The sequence below is a fragment of the Streptomyces sp. NPDC127190 genome, assembly GCF_042672505.1.
Classification (GTDB): domain Bacteria; phylum Actinomycetota; class Actinomycetes; order Streptomycetales; family Streptomycetaceae; genus Streptomyces.
Genome location: NZ_JBHXVE010000004.1, coordinates 16947 through 41612, shown reverse-complemented (window position 1 = coordinate 41612; position 24666 = coordinate 16947). Strand labels below are relative to the sequence as shown.

21 protein-coding genes, 4 tRNA genes and 1 other RNA gene are annotated in these 24666 nt (G+C 72.1%); 19 read left to right on the top strand and 7 right to left on the bottom strand.

From position 1 onward, the window contains the following. The first annotated feature begins 118 nt into the window (after positions 1-118). Together ACFVIU_RS08285 and ACFVIU_RS08280 are read left to right on the top strand one after the other, a co-directional pair. Positions 119-295 (top strand): hypothetical protein, encoded by a 177-nt coding sequence (locus tag ACFVIU_RS08285; protein ID WP_385841398.1) that lies wholly within the window; start codon positions 119-121, stop codon positions 293-295. A 112-nt stretch (positions 296-407) separates the two neighbouring features. Then, a complete protein-coding gene (locus ACFVIU_RS08280; RefSeq protein WP_385841396.1) occupies positions 408-578 on the top strand; it encodes a hypothetical protein in 171 nt (56 codons plus the stop codon). A gap of 145 nt (positions 579-723) precedes the next feature. On the opposite strand, the gene ACFVIU_RS08275 is transcribed toward ACFVIU_RS08280, so the two are convergent. Both ACFVIU_RS08275 and ACFVIU_RS08270 read right to left on the bottom strand, forming a co-directional pair. Beyond that, positions 724-1392 (bottom strand): response regulator, encoded by a 669-nt coding sequence (locus tag ACFVIU_RS08275; protein ID WP_385841395.1) that lies wholly within the window; start codon positions 1390-1392, stop codon positions 724-726. Next, on the bottom strand, positions 1389-2531 hold the full coding sequence (locus ACFVIU_RS08270) for a sensor histidine kinase (protein WP_385841394.1): 1143 nt from the start codon (positions 2529-2531) through the stop codon (positions 1389-1391). The genes ACFVIU_RS08275 and ACFVIU_RS08270 overlap by 4 nt, the downstream gene beginning before the upstream one ends. A gap of 171 nt (positions 2532-2702) precedes the next feature. Between ACFVIU_RS08270 and ACFVIU_RS08265 the strand changes: the two genes are divergently transcribed. Genes ACFVIU_RS08265 through ACFVIU_RS08255 form a run of 3 tightly spaced genes read left to right on the top strand, consistent with a single transcriptional unit; the run spans position 2703 to position 4758 of the window. After that, entirely contained in the window at positions 2703-2849 is a 147-nt protein-coding gene (locus ACFVIU_RS08265; RefSeq protein WP_385841392.1) for a hypothetical protein, read from the top strand. Positions 2850-2863: 14 nt separating this feature from the next. After that, on the top strand, positions 2864-3769 hold the full coding sequence (locus tag ACFVIU_RS08260; RefSeq protein WP_385841391.1) for an ABC transporter ATP-binding protein: 906 nt from the start codon (positions 2864-2866) through the stop codon (positions 3767-3769). Further along, positions 3766-4758, top strand: coding sequence for a hypothetical protein (locus tag ACFVIU_RS08255; protein ID WP_385841390.1), 993 nt, complete (start codon positions 3766-3768; stop codon positions 4756-4758). The genes ACFVIU_RS08260 and ACFVIU_RS08255 overlap by 4 nt, the downstream gene beginning before the upstream one ends. Positions 4759-4843: 85 nt before the next feature. Here the strand turns inward: ACFVIU_RS08255 and ACFVIU_RS08250 are convergent. Beyond that, positions 4844-4928: transfer RNA gene (locus tag ACFVIU_RS08250), tRNA-Ser, on the bottom strand. A 72-nt stretch (positions 4929-5000) separates the two neighbouring features. Here ACFVIU_RS08250 and ffs point away from each other — a divergent pair. The 6 genes from ffs to ACFVIU_RS08220 all read left to right on the top strand — a co-directional run bounded on the left by ffs (position 5001) and on the right by ACFVIU_RS08220 (position 13952). Then, an RNA gene (gene ffs, locus ACFVIU_RS08245) (signal recognition particle sRNA small type) lies at positions 5001-5099 on the top strand. Positions 5100-5146: 47 nt separating this feature from the next. After that, on the top strand, positions 5147-7588 hold the full coding sequence (locus ACFVIU_RS08240) for a DNA polymerase III subunit gamma and tau (protein WP_385841388.1): 2442 nt from the start codon (positions 5147-5149) through the stop codon (positions 7586-7588). Positions 7589-7761: 173 nt separating this feature from the next. Continuing rightward, the gene (gene purD / locus ACFVIU_RS08235; RefSeq protein ID WP_385841387.1) at positions 7762-9027 is read left to right on the top strand and encodes a phosphoribosylamine--glycine ligase; all 1266 of its coding nucleotides are present in this window, start codon (positions 7762-7764) and stop codon (positions 9025-9027) included. A 299-nt stretch (positions 9028-9326) separates the two neighbouring features. Next, positions 9327-11228: a hypothetical protein gene (locus ACFVIU_RS08230; protein WP_385841386.1), complete on the top strand. Its 1902-nt coding sequence runs from the start codon at positions 9327-9329 to the stop codon at positions 11226-11228. A 275-nt stretch (positions 11229-11503) separates the two neighbouring features. After that, the gene (locus ACFVIU_RS08225) at positions 11504-12982 is read left to right on the top strand and encodes a N,N-dimethylformamidase beta subunit family domain-containing protein (RefSeq protein ID WP_385841385.1); all 1479 of its coding nucleotides are present in this window, start codon (positions 11504-11506) and stop codon (positions 12980-12982) included. Positions 12983-13052: 70 nt separating this feature from the next. Then, a complete protein-coding gene (locus ACFVIU_RS08220) occupies positions 13053-13952 on the top strand; it encodes a phosphoribosylaminoimidazolesuccinocarboxamide synthase (RefSeq protein ID WP_385841384.1) in 900 nt (299 codons plus the stop codon). Between the two features lie 65 nt (positions 13953-14017). Here ACFVIU_RS08220 and ACFVIU_RS08215 read toward each other — a convergent pair. The 4 genes from ACFVIU_RS08215 to ACFVIU_RS08200 all read right to left on the bottom strand — a co-directional run bounded on the left by ACFVIU_RS08215 (position 14018) and on the right by ACFVIU_RS08200 (position 15200). Beyond that, positions 14018-14093, bottom strand: a tRNA-Gly gene (locus ACFVIU_RS08215). 367 nt (positions 14094-14460) lie between these two features. After that, positions 14461-14533 (bottom strand) — tRNA-Gly (locus tag ACFVIU_RS08210). A 79-nt stretch (positions 14534-14612) separates the two neighbouring features. Continuing rightward, a tRNA-Gly gene (locus ACFVIU_RS08205) sits at positions 14613-14684 on the bottom strand. Between the two features lie 198 nt (positions 14685-14882). Next, positions 14883-15200, bottom strand: coding sequence for an Lsr2 family protein (locus ACFVIU_RS08200; RefSeq protein WP_385841383.1), 318 nt, complete (start codon positions 15198-15200; stop codon positions 14883-14885). 309 nt (positions 15201-15509) lie between these two features. Between ACFVIU_RS08200 and purS the strand changes: the two genes are divergently transcribed. The 8 genes from purS (at position 15510) to purM (ending at position 24463) form a co-directional block, all read left to right on the top strand. After that, positions 15510-15782 carry a phosphoribosylformylglycinamidine synthase subunit PurS gene (gene purS, locus ACFVIU_RS08195; protein ID WP_385841381.1) on the top strand — a complete coding sequence of 91 codons (273 nt, stop codon included), beginning with the start codon at positions 15510-15512 and terminating at the stop codon, positions 15780-15782. Beyond that, positions 15779-16459 carry a phosphoribosylformylglycinamidine synthase subunit PurQ gene (gene purQ, locus ACFVIU_RS08190; protein ID WP_385841380.1) on the top strand — a complete coding sequence of 227 codons (681 nt, stop codon included), beginning with the start codon at positions 15779-15781 and terminating at the stop codon, positions 16457-16459. Before purS ends, purQ begins: the two co-directional genes overlap by 4 nt. Next, positions 16456-18714, top strand: coding sequence for a phosphoribosylformylglycinamidine synthase subunit PurL (gene purL, locus ACFVIU_RS08185; protein WP_385841379.1), 2259 nt, complete (start codon positions 16456-16458; stop codon positions 18712-18714). Before purQ ends, purL begins: the two co-directional genes overlap by 4 nt. A 260-nt stretch (positions 18715-18974) precedes the next feature. Then, the gene (locus tag ACFVIU_RS08180; RefSeq protein ID WP_385841378.1) at positions 18975-20270 is read left to right on the top strand and encodes a hypothetical protein; all 1296 of its coding nucleotides are present in this window, start codon (positions 18975-18977) and stop codon (positions 20268-20270) included. 59 nt (positions 20271-20329) lie between these two features. Further along, positions 20330-21127, top strand: a complete 798-nt coding sequence (locus ACFVIU_RS08175) for a sterol carrier family protein (RefSeq protein WP_385841376.1) — start codon at positions 20330-20332, stop codon at positions 21125-21127. Positions 21128-21162: 35 nt separating this feature from the next. Next, a complete protein-coding gene (locus ACFVIU_RS08170) occupies positions 21163-21630 on the top strand; it encodes an META domain-containing protein (RefSeq protein WP_385841375.1) in 468 nt (155 codons plus the stop codon). Positions 21631-21831: 201 nt separating this feature from the next. Next, the gene (gene purF / locus ACFVIU_RS08165; RefSeq protein ID WP_385841374.1) at positions 21832-23361 is read left to right on the top strand and encodes an amidophosphoribosyltransferase; all 1530 of its coding nucleotides are present in this window, start codon (positions 21832-21834) and stop codon (positions 23359-23361) included. 34 nt (positions 23362-23395) lie between these two features. Further along, entirely contained in the window at positions 23396-24463 is a 1068-nt protein-coding gene (gene purM / locus ACFVIU_RS08160; RefSeq protein WP_385841373.1) for a phosphoribosylformylglycinamidine cyclo-ligase, read from the top strand. The last annotated feature ends 203 nt before the right edge of the window (positions 24464-24666 follow it).

The following is a 24666-nucleotide window of genomic DNA, read 5'->3' as shown; positions in this document are numbered from 1 at the left end:
CAGAGGCCGAAAAGGTTGCCGCGGAGATCCCCAGATCTTTCGCGAGCCGAGCGACGAGGAGGAGTGACACCTCCACCGGGGACCGTGCCTGCCGGTGATGTCGGTCGTTGCACGACACATGCGCAAGATCATCGCGACTGTGGCCCTCACCGCGGCCGCCCTGGCCATCGCCGCCCCCGCCGACGCCGACACCGGCGACGTCCTGGGGAACGCCGTCAACGCCGCGAACAACTGGAAACTTCTCCGCCGCAGCGGTCTGCCTCCAAGAGGTGGCCGTCGTGCCTGTCCTCGGTGACTGGGTGGGCGATCACACCAACAACTGCTCGAACGGCAACGTGATCGACCACTCGGGCCGTTAGCCGGTCACCTACCAGTCACGGACCCGCAGTCGGCGACGCTGCCCCGACATGACCTACGTCCTCGGCCACTGGGGCTTCGCCGGCATCGGCCTCAGCGCCGCCGAGACGTGGCTCGTCGCCTCACTTTCGGCCGTACGAGGTGCTTCCGGCTCGTCCTGGCTGGAGAGATCGAGTCGGTCATGGTCGGGCGGCTTCACGACGGCCGCCACACCGCCGTGACCGTGCTTCTGATCCTCGTGACTCGGGAGGGGGTGCCCCCACACGCTTTCCACATGTTCGTCCGGTTGTCCGGCGAGGTCCGCAGGCGTCCCGGCCTGCGGCGGAGCGTCCCGATGGTTGGGCTCTGAACCGTGCCGGCAGGAGCTCAGGCACGTTCCTCCGGGGTGTCCATCAGCCGGCTCTCCCAGGCCCAGGCGGCGATCTCGACGCGGTTGCGGACGCCGAGCTTGTTCTGGATGGTCGCCAGGTGGCTCTTGACCGTGCTGAGCGTGATGAAGAGAGCGGCGGCGATCTCCTGGTTGGTGCGGCCCCGGGCGATGGCCCTGATCACCTCCGTCTCCCGCGCGGAGAGCGGCTGGGCGGGTGAGGCGGCCGAGGGGGTGCGGGCGGGGGCCAGGTTGCGTAGCAGGCGCAGGGTGACGGCCGGAGAGATCAGGGCGTCTCCGGCGTGCGCGGCTCGGACGGCTTCGACGAGGAGGGCGGGCGCGGCGCCCTTGAGGACGAAGCCGACCGCCCCCGCGTGGAGCGCCCCCTGTACGTATTCGTCCAGGTCGAAGGTGGTGACGATGACCACCCTGAGAGGGTCGGCGACCCCGGGCCCGGCGAGGGCACGGGTGACGGCGATGCCGTCCAGCCCCGGCATCCGGATGTCGACCAGGCACACGTCCGGCCGAAGCCGGCGGGCGAGTTCGACCGCCTCCGCGCCATCCGCGGCCTCGCCGATCACGGTGATGTCGTCCTGGTCCTCCAGGATGAGGCGCAGGCCGCCGCGGATCATCGCCTGGTCGTCGGCGAGCAGGACGCGGATGCTCAACGGGTCGCCCTCCCCGGTACCGGCAGGGTGGCGCGGACCGACCAGCCGCCGTCCTGGCCGGGCCCGGCCGACAGCCGTCCGTCGATGGCCTCGACCCGTTCGCGCATGCCGATGAGGCCGTAGCCGCCGTGGTGCTTGTGCCGGGTGCGCCCGGGGGCGGCGTCATCGGTGACCGTGACGGTGACCTCCGCCGTGCCGTGGGTGATGTCGACGGTGGCGGTGCGGGCGTGTGCGGCGTGGCGGGCGATGTTGGTCAGCGCCTCCTGGACGATCCGGTGGACGGTGGTGGCGACCTCGGGCGGCCATTCGGTCGGTCCGGCGGGCATCCTCAGCTCCACCTCGGGCCCGTGACCATCGAACCGTCGTACCAGTTCGGCCAGTTGCTCTTGGCTGGGCGCCGTGGGGGCGGTGGTGGCGACGTCTTCGGTGTCGCGGAGCAGGCCGACCACTCGGCGCATCGCGGCGAGTGCTTCGCCGCCGGCGTCCTCGACGTCGGCGAGGGTGGAGTCCAGGCTCTCGGGCCGGCGCCTGGCCACGATCCGGGCGGCCTGCGTCTGGACGACCATGCCGGTGATGTGATGGGCGACCACATCGTGCAACTCCCGTGCCAGGGCGAGCCGTTCGTCCTGGCGTACGGCCTCGGCGGCGGCCAGGCGGCGGTGGTCGAGGAAGCGCAGGCCGAGCCCGGCCCCCAGCGCCAGAGTCCAGACCTCGATCCCGACCCGGAACGGGGTGCCCGGCGCCTCGACGGTCAGCAGACCAGCCGCCATCAGAGCCAGTCCGGCCGCCGCAAGGGCGCCGGCCTGCCGCCAGGCGAGCACTCGTGCGGCGGAGCCCCCGAGGACGAGTAGCCCGAGCACCGCGGCGGCTCCCGGCTCACCGGGCAGATGGGCGAACCGGGCGATCACCGCTGCGATGCCTGCCACCAGCAGCCCGAGGGCCGCCGCCCAGCCCCGGTGCCGTTCGCGGCCGAGCGCGAGCAGGCACACCATGGTGCCGACCGCCACGTCGAATGCCCAGATCCTGCCCTGGGCCGCGTACTGGGCGGCCATGATGATCAGCACTGAGGCGAACAGCAATCCCAGTGCGGCGTTCACCATGGTCGCCGGCCGCCGGACCAGCCGTTCCGCTCTACTCACCCGTACCACGCTAGGCGATCCCGTCCGGCCCCGAACCAGCCGAAAGTACGACTCGACGGCCTGCGGACCGTCCTTTCGGTCGCTGTGGTGGCCGTGGCCGGTCCGCAGGCTGGGCGCATGCTTCATTTCACCTCTGCACCCACCGAGATTGCCGCCCCTGTCGTGTTCGCCATGGCAGCCCAGGCCGAGAAGACCGAGCGGAGCCCGCTGCTGTACGCCTGGTGGGCCCTGAATCTGGCCGTCCTGATCGCGGTCGGCTACGGCGTGTACCGCCTCGTCCGGTCGTTGCGCGCGCAGCGCGCCCCCCGGCGCGGCTGACCGGGGGGAGCGACATGACACCGGTCCTCGAAGCCGTGCGTCTGGGCAAGCGGTACGGCCGCCACCACGCCCTCACCGACGTCGACCTGAACGTTCCGCCCGGCCGCGTGATCGGGCTGGTCGGCCCGAACGGCGCGGGCAAGTCGACGCTGCTGCAACTGGCCTGCGGCCTGATCACGCCCAGCTCCGGCACGATCCGCGTGCTGGGCGACACCCCCGCCGCCGGGCCGGCCCACCTGGCCAAGGTGGGCTTCGTCGCCCAGGACACCCCGGTCTACGCCGACCTGTCCGTCGCCGACCACCTGCGGATGGGTGCCCGGCTCAACCCGGGCTGGGACGCGGACCTCGCCCACCGCCGACTCGCCCGGATCGACCTCGACCCCCGGCACAAGGCCGGCCGGCTTTCCGGCGGCCAGCGCGCCCAGCTCGCCCTGACCATCGCCGCCGCCAAACGCCCCGAGCTGCTGATCTTCGACGAGCCCGCCGCCGCCCTGGACCCGCTGGCTCGGCACACGTTCCTGGACGACCTGATGGAGTCCGTCACGGAGCTCGGCGCCGCCGCCGTCCTCTCCTCCCACGCCCTCCCTGACGTGGAGCGGGTGTGCGACCACCTGATCGTGCTGGCCGACTCGCGCGTTCAACTGGCCGGCGACGTCGTGGACCTGCTACACCGCCACGTCCGGGTGACCGCCCGCCGTACGGACCTTGCAGCCTTGCCCGCCGGTGCCGAGAGCATCCTGCGCACCGACCGGACCGAACACGAGAGCATCGCCGTCGTGCGCGCCGACCGCGCACTGCTGGCCGGTGGCCCCTGGGCCGTCGCCGAGGTCGGCCTCGAAGAGCTGGTCCTCGCCTACCTCGGCCGGGTGGAACAGTCCGGCCGCCGCCCCACCCCGACCGTTGCAGAGGCTCACCTATGATCTGGATGACCTGGCGCCAGTTCCGCGCCCAGGCGCTCATCGGCCTCGGGGCACTTGTGCTCCTGGCCGTCTACCTGGTCGTGCTCGGCGGGCAGATCCACGGCGCGTACGACGACACCCTCGCCCACTGCGCCACCCGCGAGTCCTGCGCGGGACCGCTCGGAGCCTTCGCCGACCGCTACAGCCTCCAGACCGACCTGCTCGGCTACCTGCTGCTTGCCGCCCCCGGCGCCCTCGGCGTCTTCTGGGGAGCCCCGCTGATCGCCAGGGAACTGGAGGCCGGCACCCATCGCCTGGCGTGGAACCAGAGCGTGACCCGTGGTCGCTGGCTCGCCGCCAAACTCGGACTGGTCGGCCTGCTGAGCGTGGCCACCGCGGGCCTGTACAGCCTGCTGCTCACCTGGGCGGCGGGCCCGGTCACCACCGTCCTCAACAACCGGTTCGAGCCGGTGCTCTTTGCCTCCCGCAACCTCGCCCCGCTCGCCTACACGGGCTTCTCCTTCGTCCTGGGCGCCACCCTGGGCCTGGTCCTGCGCCGTGCCGTCCCGGCCATGGCCGCCACCGTGGTGGTCTTCGCCGCCCTCCAGATCGCCGTCCCCGCCCTGATCCGCCCCCACTACCAGACGCCGACCCGCACCTCGGTCCCGCTCACCGCCGAACTGATCGGCCGCCTGACCAAGATCGGCACCTACGGCGACATCGGCGGCCTGCGCATCCCAGGCGGCCCATGGGTCGTCGAGACCAGCGCCATCCTCGACTCCTCCGGCAAGGAGGTCGGCCACACACCCTGGTTCCAGGACTGCATGAACCACAGCTCACTCTCGGAATTGCCCACCTGCCTGGCCAAGGGCAACGTCCACGTCGAGATTGCCGAACAGCCGGCCGACCGCTACTGGACCTTCCAGTTCGTGGAGACCGCACTCTTCGCTGCCCTGACAGCCCTCCTGGCCGCCCTCGCCTTCTGGCGCATCCGCAAGCAACCCGCCTGACGGAATCGCCGGAAGCACCCCTGGCGGCTCGCCTCCGACATGACGAAGGCCCCGACCGGCGAACCGGTCGGGGCCTTCGTGAAGGCGGAGGATACGAGATTCGAACTCGTGAGGGGTTGCCCCCAACACGCTTTCCAAGCGTGCGCCCTAGGCCTCTAGGCGAATCCTCCGCGGCAAACATTACATGACCGACGGGAGTGCTTGCGAACTCGTTCTCGCAGGCCGGCATCGGGTACGCTGTGCGCAGCCCCTCACGCGGCGCTATCTGACTGAACTCCCCCAGGGCCGGAAGGCAGCAAGGGTAGGTCGGCTCTGGCGGGTGCGTGGGGGGCGTTCGCGTTCCTGCGGCCGGGGCCCTTTGTCGGTGGGCGCCTATAACCTCGTATGCGTGTCGTCTCTCGCGCTGTACCGCCGCTACCGTCCCGAGACCTTTGCCGAGGTCATCGGGCAGGAGCATGTCACCGACCCGTTGCAGCAGGCGCTGCGGAACAACCGGGTCAATCACGCGTACCTGTTCAGCGGACCGCGTGGCTGCGGGAAGACCACCAGCGCGCGCATCCTCGCCCGCTGTCTGAACTGTGAGCAGGGTCCCACCCCCACGCCGTGCGGGGAGTGCCAGTCCTGCCAGGACCTCGCCCGCAACGGCCCGGGTTCGATCGACGTCATCGAGATCGACGCCGCCTCCCACGGTGGCGTGGACGACGCCCGCGAGCTGCGCGAGAAGGCCTTCTTCGGGCCCGCGAGCAGCCGCTACAAGATCTACATCATCGACGAGGCCCACATGGTCACGTCGGCCGGCTTCAACGCGCTCCTGAAGGTCGTCGAGGAGCCGCCGGAGCATCTGAAGTTCATCTTCGCCACGACCGAGCCGGAGAAGGTCATCGGGACCATCCGGTCCCGTACCCACCACTACCCCTTCCGGCTCGTGCCCCCCGGCACCCTGCGGGAGTACCTCGCCGAGGTGTGCCAGAAGGAGGGCATCGCGGTCGAGGAAGGCGTGCTGCCGCTGGTCGTGCGCGCCGGTGCCGGCTCCGTCCGTGACTCCATGTCCGTCATGGACCAGCTCCTCGCCGGTGCGGGCGCCGAGGGTGTGACCTATGCCATGGCCACCTCCCTCCTCGGCTACACCGACGGCTCGCTGCTCGACTCCGTCGTGGAGGCCTTCGCCACCGGTGACGGGGCCGCGGCCTTCGAGGTCGTGGACCGCGTCATCGAGGGCGGGAACGACCCGCGGCGGTTCGTCGCCGACCTGCTGGAGCGGCTGCGCGACCTGGTGATCCTCGCGGCCGTGCCGGACGCCACGGAGAAGGGGCTCATCGACGCCCCGGCCGACGTCCTGGAGCGCATGCAGGCCCAGGCCTCCACCTTCGGCGCCGCCGAGCTGAGCCGCGCCGCCGACCTGGTCAACGAGGGCCTGACGGAGATGCGCGGCGCCACCTCGCCCCGGCTCCAGCTGGAGCTGATCTGCGCGCGCGTGCTGCTGCCCGCCGCGTACGGCGACGAGCGCTCGATGATGGCCCGCCTGGACCGCCTGGAGCGCGGCGTCAACTTCTCGGCCGGGAGCGGCGCGCCCGCCATGGGGTACGTCCCCGGTCCCGAGGCCCATGGTGGCCACGCGGGCCACGGCGGCGGTGTCCCCGTGCCGTCGGTGCCGCCCGGCGGCGGCCCCGCCGCGGCCCGCGCGGCCGTACGGTCCAACGGCGGTGGCGCGGATGCCTCCGCCCCGGCCGTTCCATCTACTCCGGCTCCGGCTCCGGCTCCGGCTCCTGCTCCGACCCCTTCTGCCTCTCCGGCCACTCCTGCCGGGCCGCCCGCCCCGGCCGCGCCCCCGGCTCCCGCAGCACCCGCCCCCACCGCGCCCGAGCCCGCCGCTCCCGCCCCGGCCGCGGCCGGGTCCGCCCCCGGCGCCTGGCCCACCGCCGCCCCGGCGGGCGCAGGCCGGCGGCCCGGCGGCTGGCCCACGGCCGCCGCTCCGGGCAGCGGACCGGGCGGTCCAGGTGGACCGGGCGGCCAAGGCGGTCACGTCGGTCAGACCGCTCAGGGCGGACCGCAGGCGCAGGCCACCCCCAGCCGTCCCGCGGCCGCACAGCCGCAGCACCAGCCCCAGCACCAGGCGCAGCCGCAGCACCACCCCGCGCCGGCCGCCACCCCCGCTCCGGTCCCGGCCGCCGCTCCCGTCGGCGGTCTCGACCCCCGCGCGCTGTGGCCGAACATCCTGGAGGCCGTCAAGAACCGCCGCCGCTTCACCTGGATCCTGCTCAGCCAGAACGCCCAGGTGACCGGCTTCGACGGCACCACCCTCCAGCTCGGCTTCGTCAACGCCGGCGCTCGCGACAACTTCGCCGGCAGCGGCAGCGAGGACGTGCTGCGGGCGGCGCTGGCCGAGCAGTTCAACGTGCAGTGGAAGATCGAGGCGGTCGTCGACCCGTCCGGTGGCTCCGCGCCCCCGGCCGGCGCGCAGGGCTTCGGCGGCACAGGCGGTTACGGCGGCGCCTCCGCGGGCGGCTACGGCGGCGCGTCCGCCGGCGGTCACGGCAGCGCGCCCGGCGGTGGCTACGGCGCCCCCTCGGCCCCCCGCCCCGCCGCCCCCCAGCAGGGCTCCCCCCAGGCCTCTGCCGCCGGGCAGGGCCGTCCCGGGGCCCAGTCGGCGCCCCCCTCCGCCCCTCAGCGGTCGGCGGCCCCCGAACCGCCGCCCATGCCTCCGGTGGCCCCGGAGGACGACATCCCGGAGGACGACGACCCGGACCTGGACGAGTCGGCCCTCTCCGGCCATGAACTGATCGTCCGGGAGCTGGGGGCGACCGTGGTGGAGGAGTTCTCCAACGAGTAGGCGAGCAACGGAGGCCTCCCGAACGAGCAACGGAGGCCTCCCGAACGGGCAGCGGAGATCTCCGAGCAGACGGGTAGCGGAGGCCTCCCACACGAGGAGAAGAGGCCCTTTGGAGGAAAGTCCGACAAACCCGGGCCCCGGGCTTCGGCGACCTTGCCAGTAGGCTGACCCCCGTGAAGGTCCTCGTCATCGGCAGCGGCGCCCGCGAACACGCCCTGTGCCACTCCCTGTCCCTCGACCCCGACGTCACCGCGCTGCACTGCGCCCCCGGCAACGCCGGCATCGCCGAGGTCGCCGAGCTGCACCCGGTCGACGCGCTCGACGGCGCGGCCGTGGCCGGGCTGGCCGGCCGCCTCGGCGCCGACCTGGTCGTCGTGGGCCCGGAGGCCCCGCTGGTCGCCGGGGTCGCCGATGCCGTCCGCGAGGCCGGCATCCCCGTCTTCGGCCCCTCCCGCGAGGCCGCCCGCCTGGAAGGCTCCAAGGCCTTCGCCAAGGACGTCATGGCGGCGGCGGGGGTGCCCACCGCCCGCTCCTACGTCTGCACCACGCCGGAGGAGGTCGCCGACGCCCTGGACGCCTTCGGTCCCCCCTACGTCGTCAAGGACGACGGGCTGGCCGCCGGCAAGGGCGTGGTCGTCACCGACGACCTGGCCGCCGCCAAGGAGCACGCGGCCGGCTGCGAGCGCGTGGTCATCGAGGAGTTCCTGGACGGCCCCGAGGTCTCCCTCTTCGCCGTGACCGACGGTGAGACGGTCGTCCCGCTCCAGCCCGCCCAGGACTTCAAGCGTGCCCTGGACGGCGACGAGGGCCCGAACACCGGCGGCATGGGCGCGTACTCCCCGCTGCCGTGGGCCGACCCCAAGCTCGTCGACGAGGTGCTCCAGACGGTGCTCCAGCCGACGGTGGACGAGCTGCACCGCCGCGGCACCCCGTTCTCCGGGCTGCTCTACGCCGGTCTGGCCATCACCAGCCGCGGCGTCCGGGTCATCGAGTTCAACGCCCGCTTCGGCGACCCCGAGACCCAGGTCGTACTGGCCCGGCTGAAGACCCCGCTGGCCGGTGTCCTGCTGGCCGCCGCGACCGGCACCCTCGCCGATCTGGCGCCGCTGCGCTGGAGCGAGGACGCGGCCGTCACCGTGGTCGTCGCCTCGCACAACTACCCCGGCGCCCCGCGCACCGGCGACCCCATCACCGGCCTGGACGAGGTGGCCGCCGAGGACGCCCCGCACGCGTACGTGCTGCACGCCGGGACCCGGCGGGACGGCGACGCGGTGGTCAGCGCGGGCGGCCGGGTGCTGTCCGTCACGGCGACCGGCAAGGACCTGACCGAGGCGCGCGAGCGCGCGTACCGGGCGGTGGGCCGGATCCGCCTCGACGGCGCCCAGCACCGCACGGACATCGCGGCCAAGGCGGCGGCAGAGGCGGCCACCCAGGCGTAAGCGCAGGCGGCCAGCCAGGCGTAAGCCGAGGTGACGGCAGCGGACGTACCCGATCGGGCCCCGGAACGGAATCCGGGGCCCGATCTTCGCTTTCTGTCACCCACCTCTGCCCAAAGCCATTCCATCGAGTGAGCAATCGCCCATACGGCTGACGGGGGCCGGACCCCCAACTAGGGTGCCGCGCAAGCGTTCCGGCACTTGGCCCACCGGCATTGCGATGTCAGTGGCGGGTGCCACAGTGGGGGAGTGAGCAAGACCAGGACGGCACGGCATCGGCAGGGAGGGGGCGAGGACGGCTCGTGACCGGGATCGGTATGGAGATGGGCGCGCAGGCCGCGCGCTCCCGCGCCCTTGCCGTGCTGCGGGTCCGGGGCCGGGCGCTGGCGGTGGCCGTGCTGCCCGCGGGCGCCGCGGTGATCCTGCTGGCCGGTGGCTCCACCGGCCATCTCGTCGGCCCCGGCTGGGACGCGGCCCGCTGGATCGTGGGCGTGCTCGCCGTGCTGGTGCTGCTGGCCGCGGCCGGCGTCGCCCTGGTCGTGGCCCGCGCCCGCCCCGCCATGAGTCCCACGGTGCCGATCCGGGAGGAGTCCGCCCCGGACCTGTACCGGATGGTGCGGGACCTGGCCGACCGGCTGGACGTGCCCGCGCCCTCGGCCATAGCGCTCACCCCGGACTGCGACAGCTGGCTGGAGGACCGCAGCCGCTCGGCCCACGGCCCGCCGCCGCGCCCGGCGCCCGGCGGGACGGCGCCCCCGGGCCGTCGGCACCGCGCCCCCGCGGCGCCGGTGCTGGTCATCGGCTCCCCGTTCCTGTGGTGGATGCGCGTCGGCGAGCTGCGCGCCGTCCTCGCCCCGGTCGTCGCCGGTACGGGCCCCTCCGCCCACCCCGACATAGCCGCCGCCCGGCGCTTCGTGCGCGGGCTGGACGCGGCGGTGGCGGTCGCCTCGGCGCAGGGCCGCCGACCGCTGGCCCGAGGGGCGTGCGGGGCGCTCGGCTGGGTGGCGCGGCTGATGCTGCGCGGCTGCCAGGAGCATGCGACGCAGATGGAGCGCGGGGTGGCGGCCGCGGCGGCGGAGCGGGCCCAGTCGGTGGACTACGGCCTGCGGATCGTCGCCCAGGAACAGGTCGGCCTCGCCTACGCGGGCTGGGACCGGCTGCTGACCCGGGTCGCGCTGCCCGCCTGGCGGATGGGCCGCTGGCCGTCCCGGCTGGACGCGGGTGTGGTGGCCGCGCTCACCGAGCTGTCCCGCCGCGACCGCCTGGCCGAGGGCTTCGCCTCCCGGCTCGGCGAGCGGCCCGCCTGCGACCTCCTGGAGGAGCCCGGCTCGGTGGACGAGGCCACCTCCCTGCTCGCCGCCCGCCTCTTCCACGGCGGCCCCGCCGAGCCCGGCCCCGACTGGGCCCCGGTCGACTGGCAGGCGTACCCGGAGGAGGTGGTGGACCGCACCTGGCGCGCGGACGCGGCCCGGCTGCACCGGGTCCTGGACTCCCTCGGCGTCCGCCCCTCCCTCGACCCGGCGGTCCCCGACCCCGGCGGACCCACGCTGGCCCGGGTCCTGGACCACCTCACCGAGCTCCCGCCCGAGGACCCGCCCCTCGCCCGGCCCCCGCACCCCCGCCCCACGGCCGCCGGCCCGGACCCGGACCCGGACCCGAATGCCGAGCCGTACGACGCCGACGGCTACCCGGGCCCGTACGACGCCGACGCCTATCCGGACCCGTGCGACGCCGACGCCTACCCGGCCCCGTACGACGCCGACGGCTGCCCGAACCTGAACGACGACGAGGACACCGACCCCGGCACCGAACGCAGCGCCGCGCTGGCCGCCGGGCTCTGCGCCCAGCTGGCCCGCGAGGAGGCCGCCGCGCCGGCCGGTCCCGGCACCCCCGGCCAGGGCCCCGAGAGCGCCCTGTGGGACGGCGGCGGACTTCCGCTGTCCCCGCTGCAACCTCCGCGCACGGCACGGGAGTTGCTCACCGACCACGTCACGGCGATGGTGTGCTGTGCGGCCGTCGACACCGCCGGAGCGGTCCCGGCCCTGGACTGGCTGGACGGCCCGGCACTGCTGCTCGACGGTGAGCGGGCCGCCGATCTGACACCCCGCGTGCTCCGCCTGATCGAGGAGGGAGACCCGGGCCCGCTGCGCGACTGGCTGGCCGCGTCCGGGATACGCCCGGAGAAGCCCGTACGACTCGTCTGAGGGCCCTGGTCCGACGGTCGTTTCACCGGCTGTAACGGAGCAGGGACTTCCACTTCAGGTCAATTCGCAACGAGTAGTGACCGAGCCCGTGCGTTATGTGATGTGCTGGGACGACCACGCCCTTGGCAAAGGCGTGCGACATACGACAGCACAGCCGGGCACCGTGAGCCGGCCGCGCCCGCCGAGCACCACCCCAGCACCGCGAGCGATCACCACCGACCACCACCGTTCACCACCGACACAGCACACGGGGGCACGAGGGAGGGGAAGCGACCATGGCCTCGGACCACATCCCCCGCTGGGAGTCCGGAGCACTCGCGCACGCCGTCACGGACCCCTTCGGCCTGGGCCCGGTGCCCTGGCTGCGCGGAAGCGAGACCTACTACGACTCCGGCGCCATCCTGCCCTGGTACGTCGACCCGGGCCCGCAGCAGCTGACCGGCGTGCGCACCGCCCCGCGCGTGCCCGGCCCGCGCTCGGCCGACGACGTGCACCGGCAGATCAAGGGCTTCACCGCCACCGGCGCGGTCGCGCCCGGCGAGGCGATCGACTTCCACATCACCGTCGACCCGCCGCAGGAGTTCGGTGTCGACGTCTACCGGATCGGCCACTACGGCGGCGACGGCGCAGCCAAGATCACCACCAGCCCCCGGCTGTCGGGCATCGTGCAGCCGCCGCCGCTGGCCGCCGACCGCACCGTCTCCTGCCACCACTGGTGGCTGTCCTGGCGCCTCCAGGTGCCCGCCCACTGGCACACCGGCGCCTATGTGGCCGTGCTGACCACCGCCGACGGCTACCGCTCCCATGTGCCCTTCACGGTCCGCGACGACCGCCCGGCGGACCTGCTCCTGCTGCTGCCGGACATCACCTGGCAGGCGTACAACCTCTATCCGGAGGACGGCCGCACCGGCGCCAGCCTCTACCACGCCTGGGACGAGCAGGGCCGGCTGCTGGGCGAGGCGGACGCGGCCACCACGGTCTCCTTCGACCGCCCCTACGCCGGCGCCGGCCTCCCGCTCCACGTGGGCCACGCCTACGACTTCATCCGCTGGGCCGAGCGCTACGGCTACGACCTGGCCTACGCCGACGCCCGCGACCTGCACGCCGGCCGCGTCGACCCCGCCCGCTACCGGGGGCTGGTCTTCCCCGGCCACGACGAGTACTGGTCGGTGCCGATGCGCCGGGCCGTCGAGGGCGCCCGGGACCGGGGCACCTCGCTGGTGTTCCTGTCCGCCAACACCATGTACTGGCAGGTGGAGTTGGCCCCCTCGCCGTCCGGCGTCCCGGACCGGCTGCTGACCTGCCGCAAGCGCAAGGGCCCCGGCAAACCGGTGCTGTGGCGGGAGATCGACCGGCCCGAGCAGCAACTGGTCGGCATCCAGTACGCGGGCCGCGTCCCCGAGCCGCACCCGCTGGTCGTCCGCAACGCCGGCCACTGGCTGTGGGAGGCGACCGGGGCGGTCGAGGGCGACGAGATCCCGGGGCTGGTGGCCGGTGAGGCGGACCGCTACTTCCCGCGCACCCCGCTGCCCGAGCACGACGAGCGCATCCTGCTCGCCCACTCGCCCTACACCGACACCGCCGGCGTCCTGCGCCACCAGGAGACCTCCCTCTACCGGGCCCCCTCCGGCGCCTGGGTGTTCGCCTCCGGCACCTTCGCCTGGTCCCCGGCGCTGGACCGCCCCGGCCATGTGGACCCCCGGATCCAGCGCGCCACGGCGAACCTGCTGGACCGCATCTGCAAACGCGACTGACCCCTGACCGAAACCCATCGCCCCCGTAAGGGAGAATCGAGGCACTTGGACAGAACCACGGGGAGGAACCGTGTCCGGATTCGTAGAAAAGCCCGAGCCGATTCAGGTTCCGGGCCTGGTGCACCTGCACACCGGAAAGGTGCGCGAGCTGTACCGGAACGAGGCGGGCGACCTCGTGATGGTCGCCAGCGACCGTATGTCCGCCTACGACTGGGTGCTGCCCACGGAGATCCCCGACAAGGGGCGCATCCTCACCCAGCTCTCCCTGTGGTGGTTCGACCAGCTGCGTGACCTGGCCACCAACCATGTGATCAGCACCGAGCTGCCCGAGGGCGCCCCCGCCGACTGGGCGGGCCGCACGCTGATCTGCAAGTCCCTGAAGATGGTCCCCGTGGAGTGCGTGGCGCGCGGCTATCTCACCGGCTCGGGCCTGCTGGAGTACGACGAGTCCCGGACGGTCTGCGGCCTGGCCCTCCCCGAGGGCCTGGTCGACGGCTCCGAACTGCCCGCCCCGATCTTCACCCCGGCCACCAAGGCCGAGGTCGGCGAGCACGACGAGAACGTCTCCTACGAGGAGGTCGCCCGCCAGGTCGGCGCCGAGACCGCCGCCCAGCTGCGCCAGGCCACCCTGGCGGTGTACTCGCGCGCCCGGGACATCGCCCGCGAACGGGGGATCATCCTGGCGGACACCAAGTTCGAGTTCGGCTTCGAGGGCGACGAGCTGGTGCTGGCCGACGAGGTCCTCACCCCGGACTCCTCCCGCTTCTGGCCGGCCGACCAGTGGCAGCCGGGCCGGGCGCAGCCGTCGTACGACAAGCAGTTCGTCCGGGACTGGCTGACCTCCGCCGAGTCCGGCTGGGACCGCAAGAGCGAGCAGCCGCCGCCGGAGCTGCCGGAACACGTCGTGGCCGCGACCCGGCAGAAGTACGTGGAGGCCTACGAGCGGCTGACCGGCACCCGCTGGTCGTAGGGCGCGCCGACGGAATGCCGTAGAACACGAAGAAGCCCCCCGGTGGAAGCCGGGGGGCTTTTCTCTGGAGCGGACGACGAGGCTCGAACTCGCGACCTCAACCTTGGCAAGGTTGCGCTCTACCAACTGAGCTACGTCCGCCTTGCGCCGTGGCGCGAGAGCAACTATACCCAACCCGGCGGGGGTGCGGGACACACTTCCGCGGAGAGGTGCTCGGCACTGGATCCGGCAGTGGTGGGGAAGGGGCGCTCCGGCGATCTCCGTGAGTTCCCCCGGCCGGCCTTCCGGCAGTCAACTTCGGCCTGCTGTCAGGGCTTTCGCCGTCCCCTACAGGATGTCTCGCGAGTCCTCGGCGCCGATCGCGGGGCCTTTCCGGTGCGCTCGGGGAAGGCGTGGATGTGGCGACGTTCACAGGTGTTCGAGCGGGGGCGTGCGAGCGGGTCGCTCCGATATCGGAAGCACGCGCATAGAAAAGACCCCGGTCCAGAGGACCGGGGTCTTTTTCCCGAGCGGACGACGAGGCTCGAACTCGCGACCTCAACCTTGGCAAGGTTGCGCTCTACCAACTGAGCTACGTCCGCACTGCTCCCGACCGGCTCCCACCGATCGGTGCGAACACCAGCCTACCTGATCCACAAGAGTGGTTCTGACCGGTGTCAGAGCGGGTGACAGGAATCGCACACTGCGCCTTCCCCCTGGAAGGGGGATGTTCTACTACTGAACTACACCCGCATGTCCTTGGGATCCGGCCTTTCGGCCTCGCCCCTCGGCGTGCTCCAGACATTAGCTGATCAGCAGGGGGGTAGCGCAAGTCGGCTCCCCGTAGACCGCCCGCGCACCGTCGCCGGGCCCAAGTGAACGGCCCTCAGGGAGCGCTGACGGACCCTGAGGGCTGCCCCTTCGCGGGCTCGGCCGGCCCCTGGGCGGGGCTCACTGCGCGGCGCTGAACGCCTCGTAGACCTTCTTGGGGATGCGTCCGCGCGCGGGGACGTCCATCTTGTTGGCCTGTGCCCAGGCGCGGACGGCCGCCGGGTCGGGCGCGACCTCGGTCTGCTTGTACGCCTTGCCGGACCGCGAGCGCTTGCGGCCGGCCTCGACGTAGGGCGCGAGCGCCGTACGCAGTTTCTTGGCGTTGGTTTCGTTCAGGTCGATCTCGTACGACTTGCCGTCGAGTCCGAAGGCGATCGTTTCCGCTGCTTCAGAGCCGTCGATGTCGTCGAAGAGAGTGACCACGACCTTTTGCGCCACGAATATCGGTCCCTTCGTGCGGCACGTCGATACAGCTCAACGCGATGACGTGCCGAGTATCGGCTATTGCCAATTCATTTGTACAGTGCCTGGCAATGCAAAGTGAAGCCCGACTAAATCCCTCCGCGTGTCCCGGATCAATAGGTCTCGCGGGCGGACTGGGGAACTTTCCCAGAATTTTTGCCGAGCGTACGGCTTCGACACCCGATCGTGATGCGCCTCACGTAGTTTCCTACAACTCTACCCGCGTAGAAATTTTGTGCGGGTAGTCTGAAGGAACCTGCTCAGCACCACACACCGGGAGTGCCAGTGGCACGCGTCGTAGTCGACGTCATGCTCAAGCCGGAGATCCTCGACCCCCAGGGCCAGGCGGTCCAGCGTGCGCTGCCGCGCCTGGGATTCGAGGGGATCTCGGACGTACGTCAGGGAAAGCGTTTCGAACTGGAAGTTGACGGGCCGGTTGACGAGGCCGTGCTCGCCCGCATCCACGATCTTGCGGAATCCTTCCTCGCCAACACCGTGATCGAGGACTTCACCGTCAAGGTGGAAGAGCCGGCGGAAGTCGCGGAGGCGGCCAAGTGACCGCTCGTATTGGCGTCGTCACTTTCCCGGGCAGCCTCGACGACCGGGACACCCAGCGCGCGATCCGCCTCGCGGGCGCCGAGCCGGTCGCCCTGTGGCACAAGGACAAGGACCTCAAGCAGGTCGACGCCGTGGTGCTGCCCGGCGGCTTCTCCTACGGCGACTATCTGCGGGCCGGGGCCATCTCCCGGTTCTCGCCGGTGATGGACTCCGTGATCGAACAGGCGAAGGCCGGTCTGCCGGTCCTCGGTATCTGCAACGGCTTCCAGATCCTGACCGAGGCCCACCTCCTCCCGGGCGGGATGCTCGGCAACGACCACCTCCACTTCATCTGCCGCGACCAGAAGCTGCGGGTGGAGAACGCGGAGACGGCCTGGACCGGCGACTACCGCCAGGGCCAGGAGATCCACATCCCGCTGAAGAACATGGACGGCCGGTACGTCGCCGACGAGTACACGCTCGACAAGCTGGAGGCGGAGGGCCGGGTCGTCTTCCGGTACCTGGACTTCAATCCCAACGGCTCGCTCCGCGACATCGCCGGCATCACCAACGAGGCCGGCAACGTCGTGGGCCTCATGCCTCACCCGGAGCACGCCGTCGAGCCGCTGATCGGCACCGGCCGCACCGACGGCCTCCCCTTCTTCACCTCGATCCTCAAGAAGCTGGTCAACGCATGAGCCGGACGCCTCTGGACACGGTCGAGCACGCGGCCGCGACCCCCGACGTCGAGCTGCCCTGGGCCGAACTCGGCCTGAAGAAGGACGAGTACGAGCGGGTGGTGGAGATCCTCGGCCGCCGCCCGACCGGCGCCGAACTCGCCATGTACTCGGTCATGTGGTCCGAGCACTGCTCGTACAAGTCCTCCAAGGTCCACCTGCGCCAGTTCGGCGAGAAGGCGCCCCAGTCGGACGCGATGCTCGTCGGCATCGGCGAGAACGCGGGCGTGGTGGACGTCGGCCAGGGTTACGCCGTGACCTTCAAGGTCGAGTCGCACAACCACCCGTCGTACGTCGAGCCCTACCAGGGCGCGGCCACGGGTGTCGGCGGCATCGTCCGCGACATCATCGCGATGGGCGCCCGCCCGGTCGCCGTGGTGGACCCGCTGCGCTTCGGCGCGGCCGACCACCCCGACACCAAGCGCGTGCTGCCGGGCGTGGTCGCCGGCATCGGCGGCTACGGCAACTGCCTGGGCCTGCCCAACATCGGCGGCGAGGTCGTCTTCGACGCCTGCTACCAGGGCAACCCGCTGGTCAACGCGGGTGCCATCGGCGTGATGCGGCACGAGGACATCCACCTGGCGAAGGCCTCCGGCGCGGGCAACAAGGTCATCCTGTACGGCGCCCGGACCGGCGGCGACGGCATCGGCGGCGCCTCGATCCTCGCCTCGGAGACCTTCGACGACGCCAAGCCGTCGAAGCGCCCCGCCGTCCAGGTCGGCGACCCCTTCCAGGAGAAGCTCCTCATCGAGTGCACCCTGGAGGCGTTCCGGGAGAAGCTGGTCGTCGGCATCCAGGACCTCGGCGCCGCCGGTCTGTCCTGCGCCACCTCCGAGCTGGCCTCCAACGGCTCCGGCGGCATGACCGTCACCCTGGACGACGTGCCGCTGCGCGACTCCACGCTCTCGCCCGAGGAGATCCTCATGAGCGAGTCGCAGGAGCGCATGTGCGCGGTCGTGGAGCCCGAGAAGGTCGACCGCTTCCTGGAGATCTGCGAGAAGTGGGACGTCATCGCCACCGTCATCGGTGAGGTGACCGACGGCGACCGGCTGGAGATCTTCTGGCACGGCGAGAAGATCGTGGACGTCGACCCGCGCACGGTCGCCCACGAGGGCCCGACCTACGAGCGCCCGTACGCCCGTCCCGACTGGCAGGACGCCCTCCAGGCGGACGACGCGAACAAGCTGCCGCGCCCGCGGACGAGCGAGGAGCTGAGGGAGCAGGTCCTGAAGCTGGTCGGCTCCCCGAACCAGGCCTCCAAGAAGTGGATCACGTCCCAGTACGACCACTTCGTGCAGGGCAACACGGTGCTGGCGCAGCCCGAGGACTCGGGCATGATCCGCATCGACGAGGAGAGCGGCCTCGGCGTCGCCATCGCGACGGACGGCAACGGCCGCTACGCCAAGCTGGACCCGTACACCGGCGCCCAGCTGGCCCTCGCGGAGGCGTACCGCAACGTCGCCACCACCGGTGCGAAGCCGCTCGCGGTCTCCGACTGCCTGAACTTCGGCTCGCCCGAGGACCCGGCGGTGATGTGGCAGTTCGCCGAGGCCGTGCGCGGTCTGGCGGACGGCTGCCTCCAGCTCGGCACCCCGGTGACCGGCGGCAACGTCTCCCTGTACAACCAGACCGGCGAGGCCGCCATCCACCCGACCCCGGTCGTGGCGGTCCTCGGTGTGATCGACGACGTCGCGCGCCGCACCCCGGTCGCCTTCCAGGAGGAGGGCCAGCTGCTCTACCTCCTCGGCGACACCCGCGAGGAGTTCGGCGGCTCGGCCTGGTCCCAGGTGATCCACGACCACCTGGGCGGTCTGCCCCCGAAGGTCGACCTGGAGCGGGAGCGGCTGCTGGCCGAGATCCTGATCTCCGCCTCCCGCGATGGCATGATCGACTCCGCGCACGACCTGTCCGACGGCGGTCTGATCCAGGCCGTGGTCGAGTCGGCCCTGCTCGGCGGCAAGGGCGCACGTCTGGTCGTCCCCGACGGCCTGGACGCCTTCACCTTCCTGCTGTCCGAGTCGGCCGGCCGTGCGATCGTCGCCGTGCCGCGCTCGGAGGAGGTCCGCTTCAACGACATGTGCGGTGCGCGTGGTCTGCCGGCCACCCGGATCGGTGTCGTCGACGGCGACTCGGTGGACGTCCAGGGCGAGTTCACCCTCTCCCTGGAGGAGCTGCGCACGGCCCACGAGGAGACGATCCCGGCGCTCCTGGCGTAAGCGGTCGTACGACCCGAGGGCCCGCCCGGCACCGTCCGGGCGGGCCCTTCGCCGGTGAATGTGGCGGAGGTCGCATCCGGCGGTACGCCGTCAAGCCAACCTGACGGCTGATCGCAATGCGCGTAGACGCCGGTGCGGTCGTGTGCCGCCGGGGACCGGGGGCCCGGCCGGTCCGGTACTAAATGACTGAAAAATGAAGTAATGCCCGGCGGGCGCACTACGGTTGCGGCGGTTGCTGTTCCACCGAGAGGACACCCCTCATGACCGCCGCCGACAGCACGCCGAGAACGGCCCGGATCCTCACCGGTTACCGCGCCGAGGACGGCTTCGTGGCCGTACAGCTGAATCCGCCCCCCGCCGAGTACGTCTGGCACGACGAGGACGCCGAACAGCAGGAGGAGCGGTACGGCCCCGGGACCGGCTACCACCAGTGGCTGGCCGTCGATGTGAACAGCGGCACGGTCTGGTTCGGCGACGTCGACTGGCGGGCCCCGCGCGAGCAGCTCGACAGCCGGCTTCCGGGCGTGCCGCGCGGGGCGCTCGACGACGGGGCACTGCCCGCCCCCGGTGTGCTGGTGCACCTGCTGACCCACCTGTCCCACGACGAACAGCGCGGCTACTCCTGGCACTTCTTCACCGCCGAGGAACTGCACGGGCTCTGCTCGCGGATCCTGCCCGCCGTGCAGCGGCTGGTGGACTCGGTGCACCGGGTGGGCCCGGCCGGGGAGTTGGAGTGGTCCGCCGAGGCCGCCACCGCCTGGGACGACATCGAGCAGGCCGCGACCTACGCCTTCGACGCCTCCGGGGCGGTCGTCTGGCCCCGGCTGCGGATGAGCCCGGTGCCGGACCGGCGGGTCGAGGTCGGCACGTTCCTCGCCCGCAACCCCGGTCTGTGCGACCCCTCCTGGGCCACGGCCACCGACGCCGAACTGGACGCCTACGCCGACTACCGGCCCGAGCCGGACCCCGAGTCCGGTTCCGGCTCCGGTTCCGGTTACGGCGGGGTGCCGGGGCGGATCTGCCAGGACAGCGGCCTGCGGATCGAGGAGGGGTACCGCTTCTACGGCCACCGCGCCGCGCTGTACGCCTGGCGGGCCCGGGCCTGCGGCGACCGCACCCCGACGGAGGCCCGGGGCTGGCTGGAGGCGACGGAGGCGGGCCGGCGCACCTGGGAGGCGGCCAAGCCGCCCGGGGCCACCCTCGCCGATGTGCCGGACTGCGTGCTGAGCGCCCTCGCCGAACGCTTCCAGAACGCCGCACACGAGGAGGGCCTGGTCCTCACCGGCCTGCCCGGCTATCTGTGGCGGATGCGCGCCGAGGAACGGGCCGCCGTGGACCGGCAGCTCGTGCAGGAGGGCGAGGAGGTGGAACGCCTCGAAGGGATGCTCAGGGACTTCCGCGCCGCCCGGAACCGCACCGTGACCCGCGTGCTGGCGTGGGGCGACGGACGTGACGACGCGGAGATAGCCCGCCTGGCCGCCCTGTCCCCGTCTTGCGTCCGCGAGTGGCGGGAGCGCCTGACCGCCGACCAGGACGCGGCGACTCCGCACCGGTGACCGGCGGCGCCCCGGAAACGCCCTGAAGAGCGCCGCCCCGACGGCATAAGCTCGCCGGCATGTCCCCGGCCAAGAAGCGCGCCCGCAGCTACGACCCCGCCCGGACCCGTGCCGCGGTCCTCGCCCAGTGGGGCCATGTCCGCACGGCCGTCCGCGGTCTCGGTCCGGAGCAGCTCGCGCTGCCCACCCGGCTCGGCGCCTGGACCGTCAGCGAGCTGGTCGCGCACATCGGGATGGCGGTCACCGCCGTACACCGGGCCCTCGCCCTGCCCGCGCCGGCCCGCGCGGACGCCGTCCTGCTCGACTGGCCCTTCGCCACCGCGGCCAGCTCCGCCGCCATCGACGAGTTCACCCGCGCCCTGGCCGCCGAACACCCCGACCTCGACGCCTATCTCGCGGACGTCGACGCCACCCTGCGCGAGCTGCTCGCCGAGCACCCCGGCAGCCGGCTGCTCCAGACCAACGCGGGCGCGCTGTCCCTGGACGACTACCTGGTCACCCGGGCCGTCGAACTCGTCGTCCACACCGACGACCTGGCCGCCGCCGTACCCGGCCTGGAGATCCCGTACGACCGGCAGGCCCTGGCCGCCACCACCCGGCTGCTCGCCGACGCGCTCGCGGTGAAGGCGCCCGGCGGCTCGACCGAGGTGCGGGTGCCGCCGTACGCCGTCGTGCAGTGCGTCGAGGGGCCCCGGCACACCCGTGGCACCCCGCCCAACGTGGTGGAGACCGACCCGCTGACCTGGACCCGGCTCGCCACCGGGCGGCTGGCCTGGGCGGACGCCGTCGCGGCGGCGAAGGTCAGCGCGAGCGGGGAGCGCGCGGACATCGGGGGCCTGCTGCCGCTGATGAGCTGAGGGAACCGCCCCGGCCGGCCGGGCGTCGAACCACCATGAACCGGTACAAGCAGCACCTGGCCTCCGCCGCCGCCACCCTGCTCCTGCCGCTCACCCTGGCCTGCGCCGGCAACCCGGCGCACAGTGGTGCGGTGACCTCACAGGCGACCCCACGGGAACCGGTGACCGGCGTCGAGTGGCGGGTCGAGAGCCTCACCGCCGACGGCACCACCCGGCACGCCCCCGCCACCGCCCGGCTGCGCATCGACGCGGACGGCCGCGCGGCGGGCAACCTCGGCTGCAACGGCTTCAGCGCCGAGGCCACCGTGCACGGCGACCACGTCACCTTCGGCGGTCTGCGGACCACCCGGATGGCCTGCGACCCGGCGCGGATGACCTTCGAACGGGCCCTCGCCCGGGCCCTCGCCGGGCACACCCTCACCGCCGCCCGCGACCACGACCGGCTCGTGCTCACCACACGTGACGGAGACCTCGTACGCCTCGTGCGCACCACCGCCGAATGATGTGCGACACCTCACTCGCGCATACGACAGAGGCCGCCACGGGCCGCCCGCACGCGCCGCCCACGGGCCGCACCCACCACCATCACGCCGCGCTGACCTGCACAAACGCAGGATCCGCCAAACTGATCGGTATCCTCCGCCCGGTTACGGGCCGGTATCCCCAATTCGGACCAGTGGTCGACCTCGCCTACACTCGGTGGCGTGCCACGTGGTGACGGTCGACTCAATCACGATCTGCTTCCCGGCGAAAAAGGCCCCCAGGACGCTTGCGGCGTCTTCGGTGTCTGGGCTCCGGGCGAAGAGGTCGCAAAGCTCACGTACTTCGGGCTCTACGCCCTCCAGCACCGGGGTCAGGAATCCGCGGGAATCGCGGTAAGCAACGGCTCCCAGATCCTCGTCTTCAAGGACATGGGCCTGGTCTCCCAGGTCTTCGACGAAACCTCTCTCGGTTCGCTCCAGGGTCATATCGCGGTCGGACACGCCCGCTACTCGACCACCGGTGCCTCCGTGTGGGAGAACGCCCAGCCGACGTTCCGCGCCACCGCGCACGGTTCGATCGCGCTCGGCCACAACGGCAACCTGGTCAACACGGCGCAGCTCGCCGAGATGGTCGCCGACCTCCCGAACGACAACAACAGCCGCTCCACCCGGGTCGCGGCCACCAACGACACCGACCTGCTGACGGCGCTGCTCGCCGCCCAGGTCGACGCGGACGGCAAGCCGCTGACCATCGAGGAGGCCGCTCACACGGTCCTCCCGAAGGTGCGCGGTGCCTTCTCCCTCGTCTTCATGGACGAGCACACCCTCTACGCCGCCCGTGACCCGCAGGGCATCCGCCCGCTGGTCCTCGGCCGCCTGGAGCGCGGCTGGGTGGTCGCCTCGGAGAGTGCCGCCCTCGACATCTGCGGCGCCAGCTACGTGCGCGAGATCGAGCCCGGCGAGTTCGTCGCCATCGACGAGAACGGCCTGCGCTCCTCCCGGTTCGCGGAAGCGAAGCCCAAGGGCTGTGTCTTCGAGTACGTCTACCTGGCCCGCCCGGACACCGACATCGCCGGCCGGAACGTGTACCTCTCCCGGGTGGAGATGGGCCGCCGGCTCGCGAAGGAGGCGCCGGTCGAGGCCGACCTCGTCATAGCGACCCCGGAGTCCGGCACCCCGGCCGCGATCGGCTACGCCGAGGCCTCCGGGATCCCCTTCGGCGCGGGTCTGGTGAAGAACGCCTACGTCGGCCGCACCTTCATCCAGCCCTCGCAGACCATCCGCCAGCTGGGCATCAGGCTGAAGCTGAACCCGCTGAAGGAAGTCATCAAGGGCAAGCGCCTGGTCGTCGTCGACGACTCCATCGTGCGCGGCAACACCCAGCGGGCCCTGGTCCGCATGCTTCGCGAGGCCGGCGCCGCCGAGGTCCACATCCGGATCTCCTCGCCGCCCGTGAAGTGGCCCTGCTTCTTCGGCATCGACTTCGCCACGCGCGCGGAGCTGATCGCCAACGGCATGACGATCGAGGAGATCGGCACCAGCCTCGGCGCCGACTCGCTCTCCTACATCTCCATCGACGGCATGATCGAGGCGACCACCATCGCCAAGCCGAACCTGTGCCGTGCCTGCTTCGACGGCGAGTACCCGATGGAGCTGCCGGACCCGGAGCTGCTCGGCAAGCAGCTGCTGGAGACCGAGCTGGCCGCCGGGCCCGCCGCCACGGCCGCGGCCGACGCCATCCGTCGCCCGTAGACCCCCGCAGTACGACACGAAAGCTCTCACAGTCATGTCTGAGACAACTGGTGCCAGCTACGCAGCAGCGGGCGTCGACATCGAGGCGGGCGACCGCGCCGTCGAGCTCATGAAGGAGTGGGTGAAGAAGACGCAGCGTCCCGAGGTCCTCGGCGGCCTCGGCGGCTTCGCCGGCCTCTTCGACGCCTCCGCCCTCAAGCGCTACGAGCGCCCGCTGCTCGCCTCCGCCACGGACGGCGTCGGCACCAAGGTCGACATCGCGCGGCAGCTCGGTGTGTACGACACCATCGGCCACGACCTGGTCGCCATGGTCATGGACGACATCGTGGTGTGCGGTGCCGAGCCGCTGTTCATGACCGACTACATCTGCGTCGGCAAGGTGCACCCCGAGCGGGTCGCGGCGATCGTCAAGGGCATCGCGGAGGGCTGTGTGCTGGCCGGGTGCGCCCTGGTGGGCGGCGAGACGGCCGAACACCCGGGTCTGCTGGGCGAGGACGACTTCGACGTCGCCGGCGCCGGTACGGGCGTCGTGGAGGCCGACCGGCTGCTGGGCGCGGATCGTATCCGCACGGGTGACGCGGTCATCGCCATGGCGTCCTCCGGTCTTCACTCGAACGGGTACTCCCTGGTCCGCCATGTCCTGCTGAAGACGGCCGGGCTGGCCCTGGAGGCGGAGATCGCGGAGCTGGGCCGCACCCTCGGCGAGGAGCTGCTGGAGCCGACGAAGATCTACTCGCTGGACTGCCTGGCGCTGACCCGTACGACGGATGTGCACGCCTTCTCGCACATCACCGGCGGCGGGCTCGCGGCCAACCTGGCCCGGGTGATCCCGGACGGGCTGCACGCCACCGTCGACCGCTCCACCTGGACCCCGGGTGCGATCTTCGACCTGGTCGGCAGGACCGGCAACGTCGAGCGCCTGGAGCTGGAGAAGACCCTGAACATGGGCGTCGGCATGATGGCGATCGTCCCGCAGGAGTCGGTCGAGGTGGCCCTCACGACGCTGGCCGACCGGGGTGTCGAGTCCTGGGTCGCGGGCGAGATCACCGAGCGTGGCGCGCAGGAGACCGGCGCGGAGCTGGTGGGGGACTACGCCGTCTGACCGGACGCCGCCCGTTCGCGCGGGCGGCTGTACGGACCGCTGCGCGGACCGTTGTGCAGACCTGTGTGCGGACAGCACAGAAGCGGGGGGGGGGGGGGGGGGGGCGGCCCGGGCCCCGGGGGCCGGGCCCCCACCAGCCCCCTGCGGCGTGGGGTGATTGTGTTTTAAAAAGAAAATATCACCCAGCAAAAAAGAAAATGTCG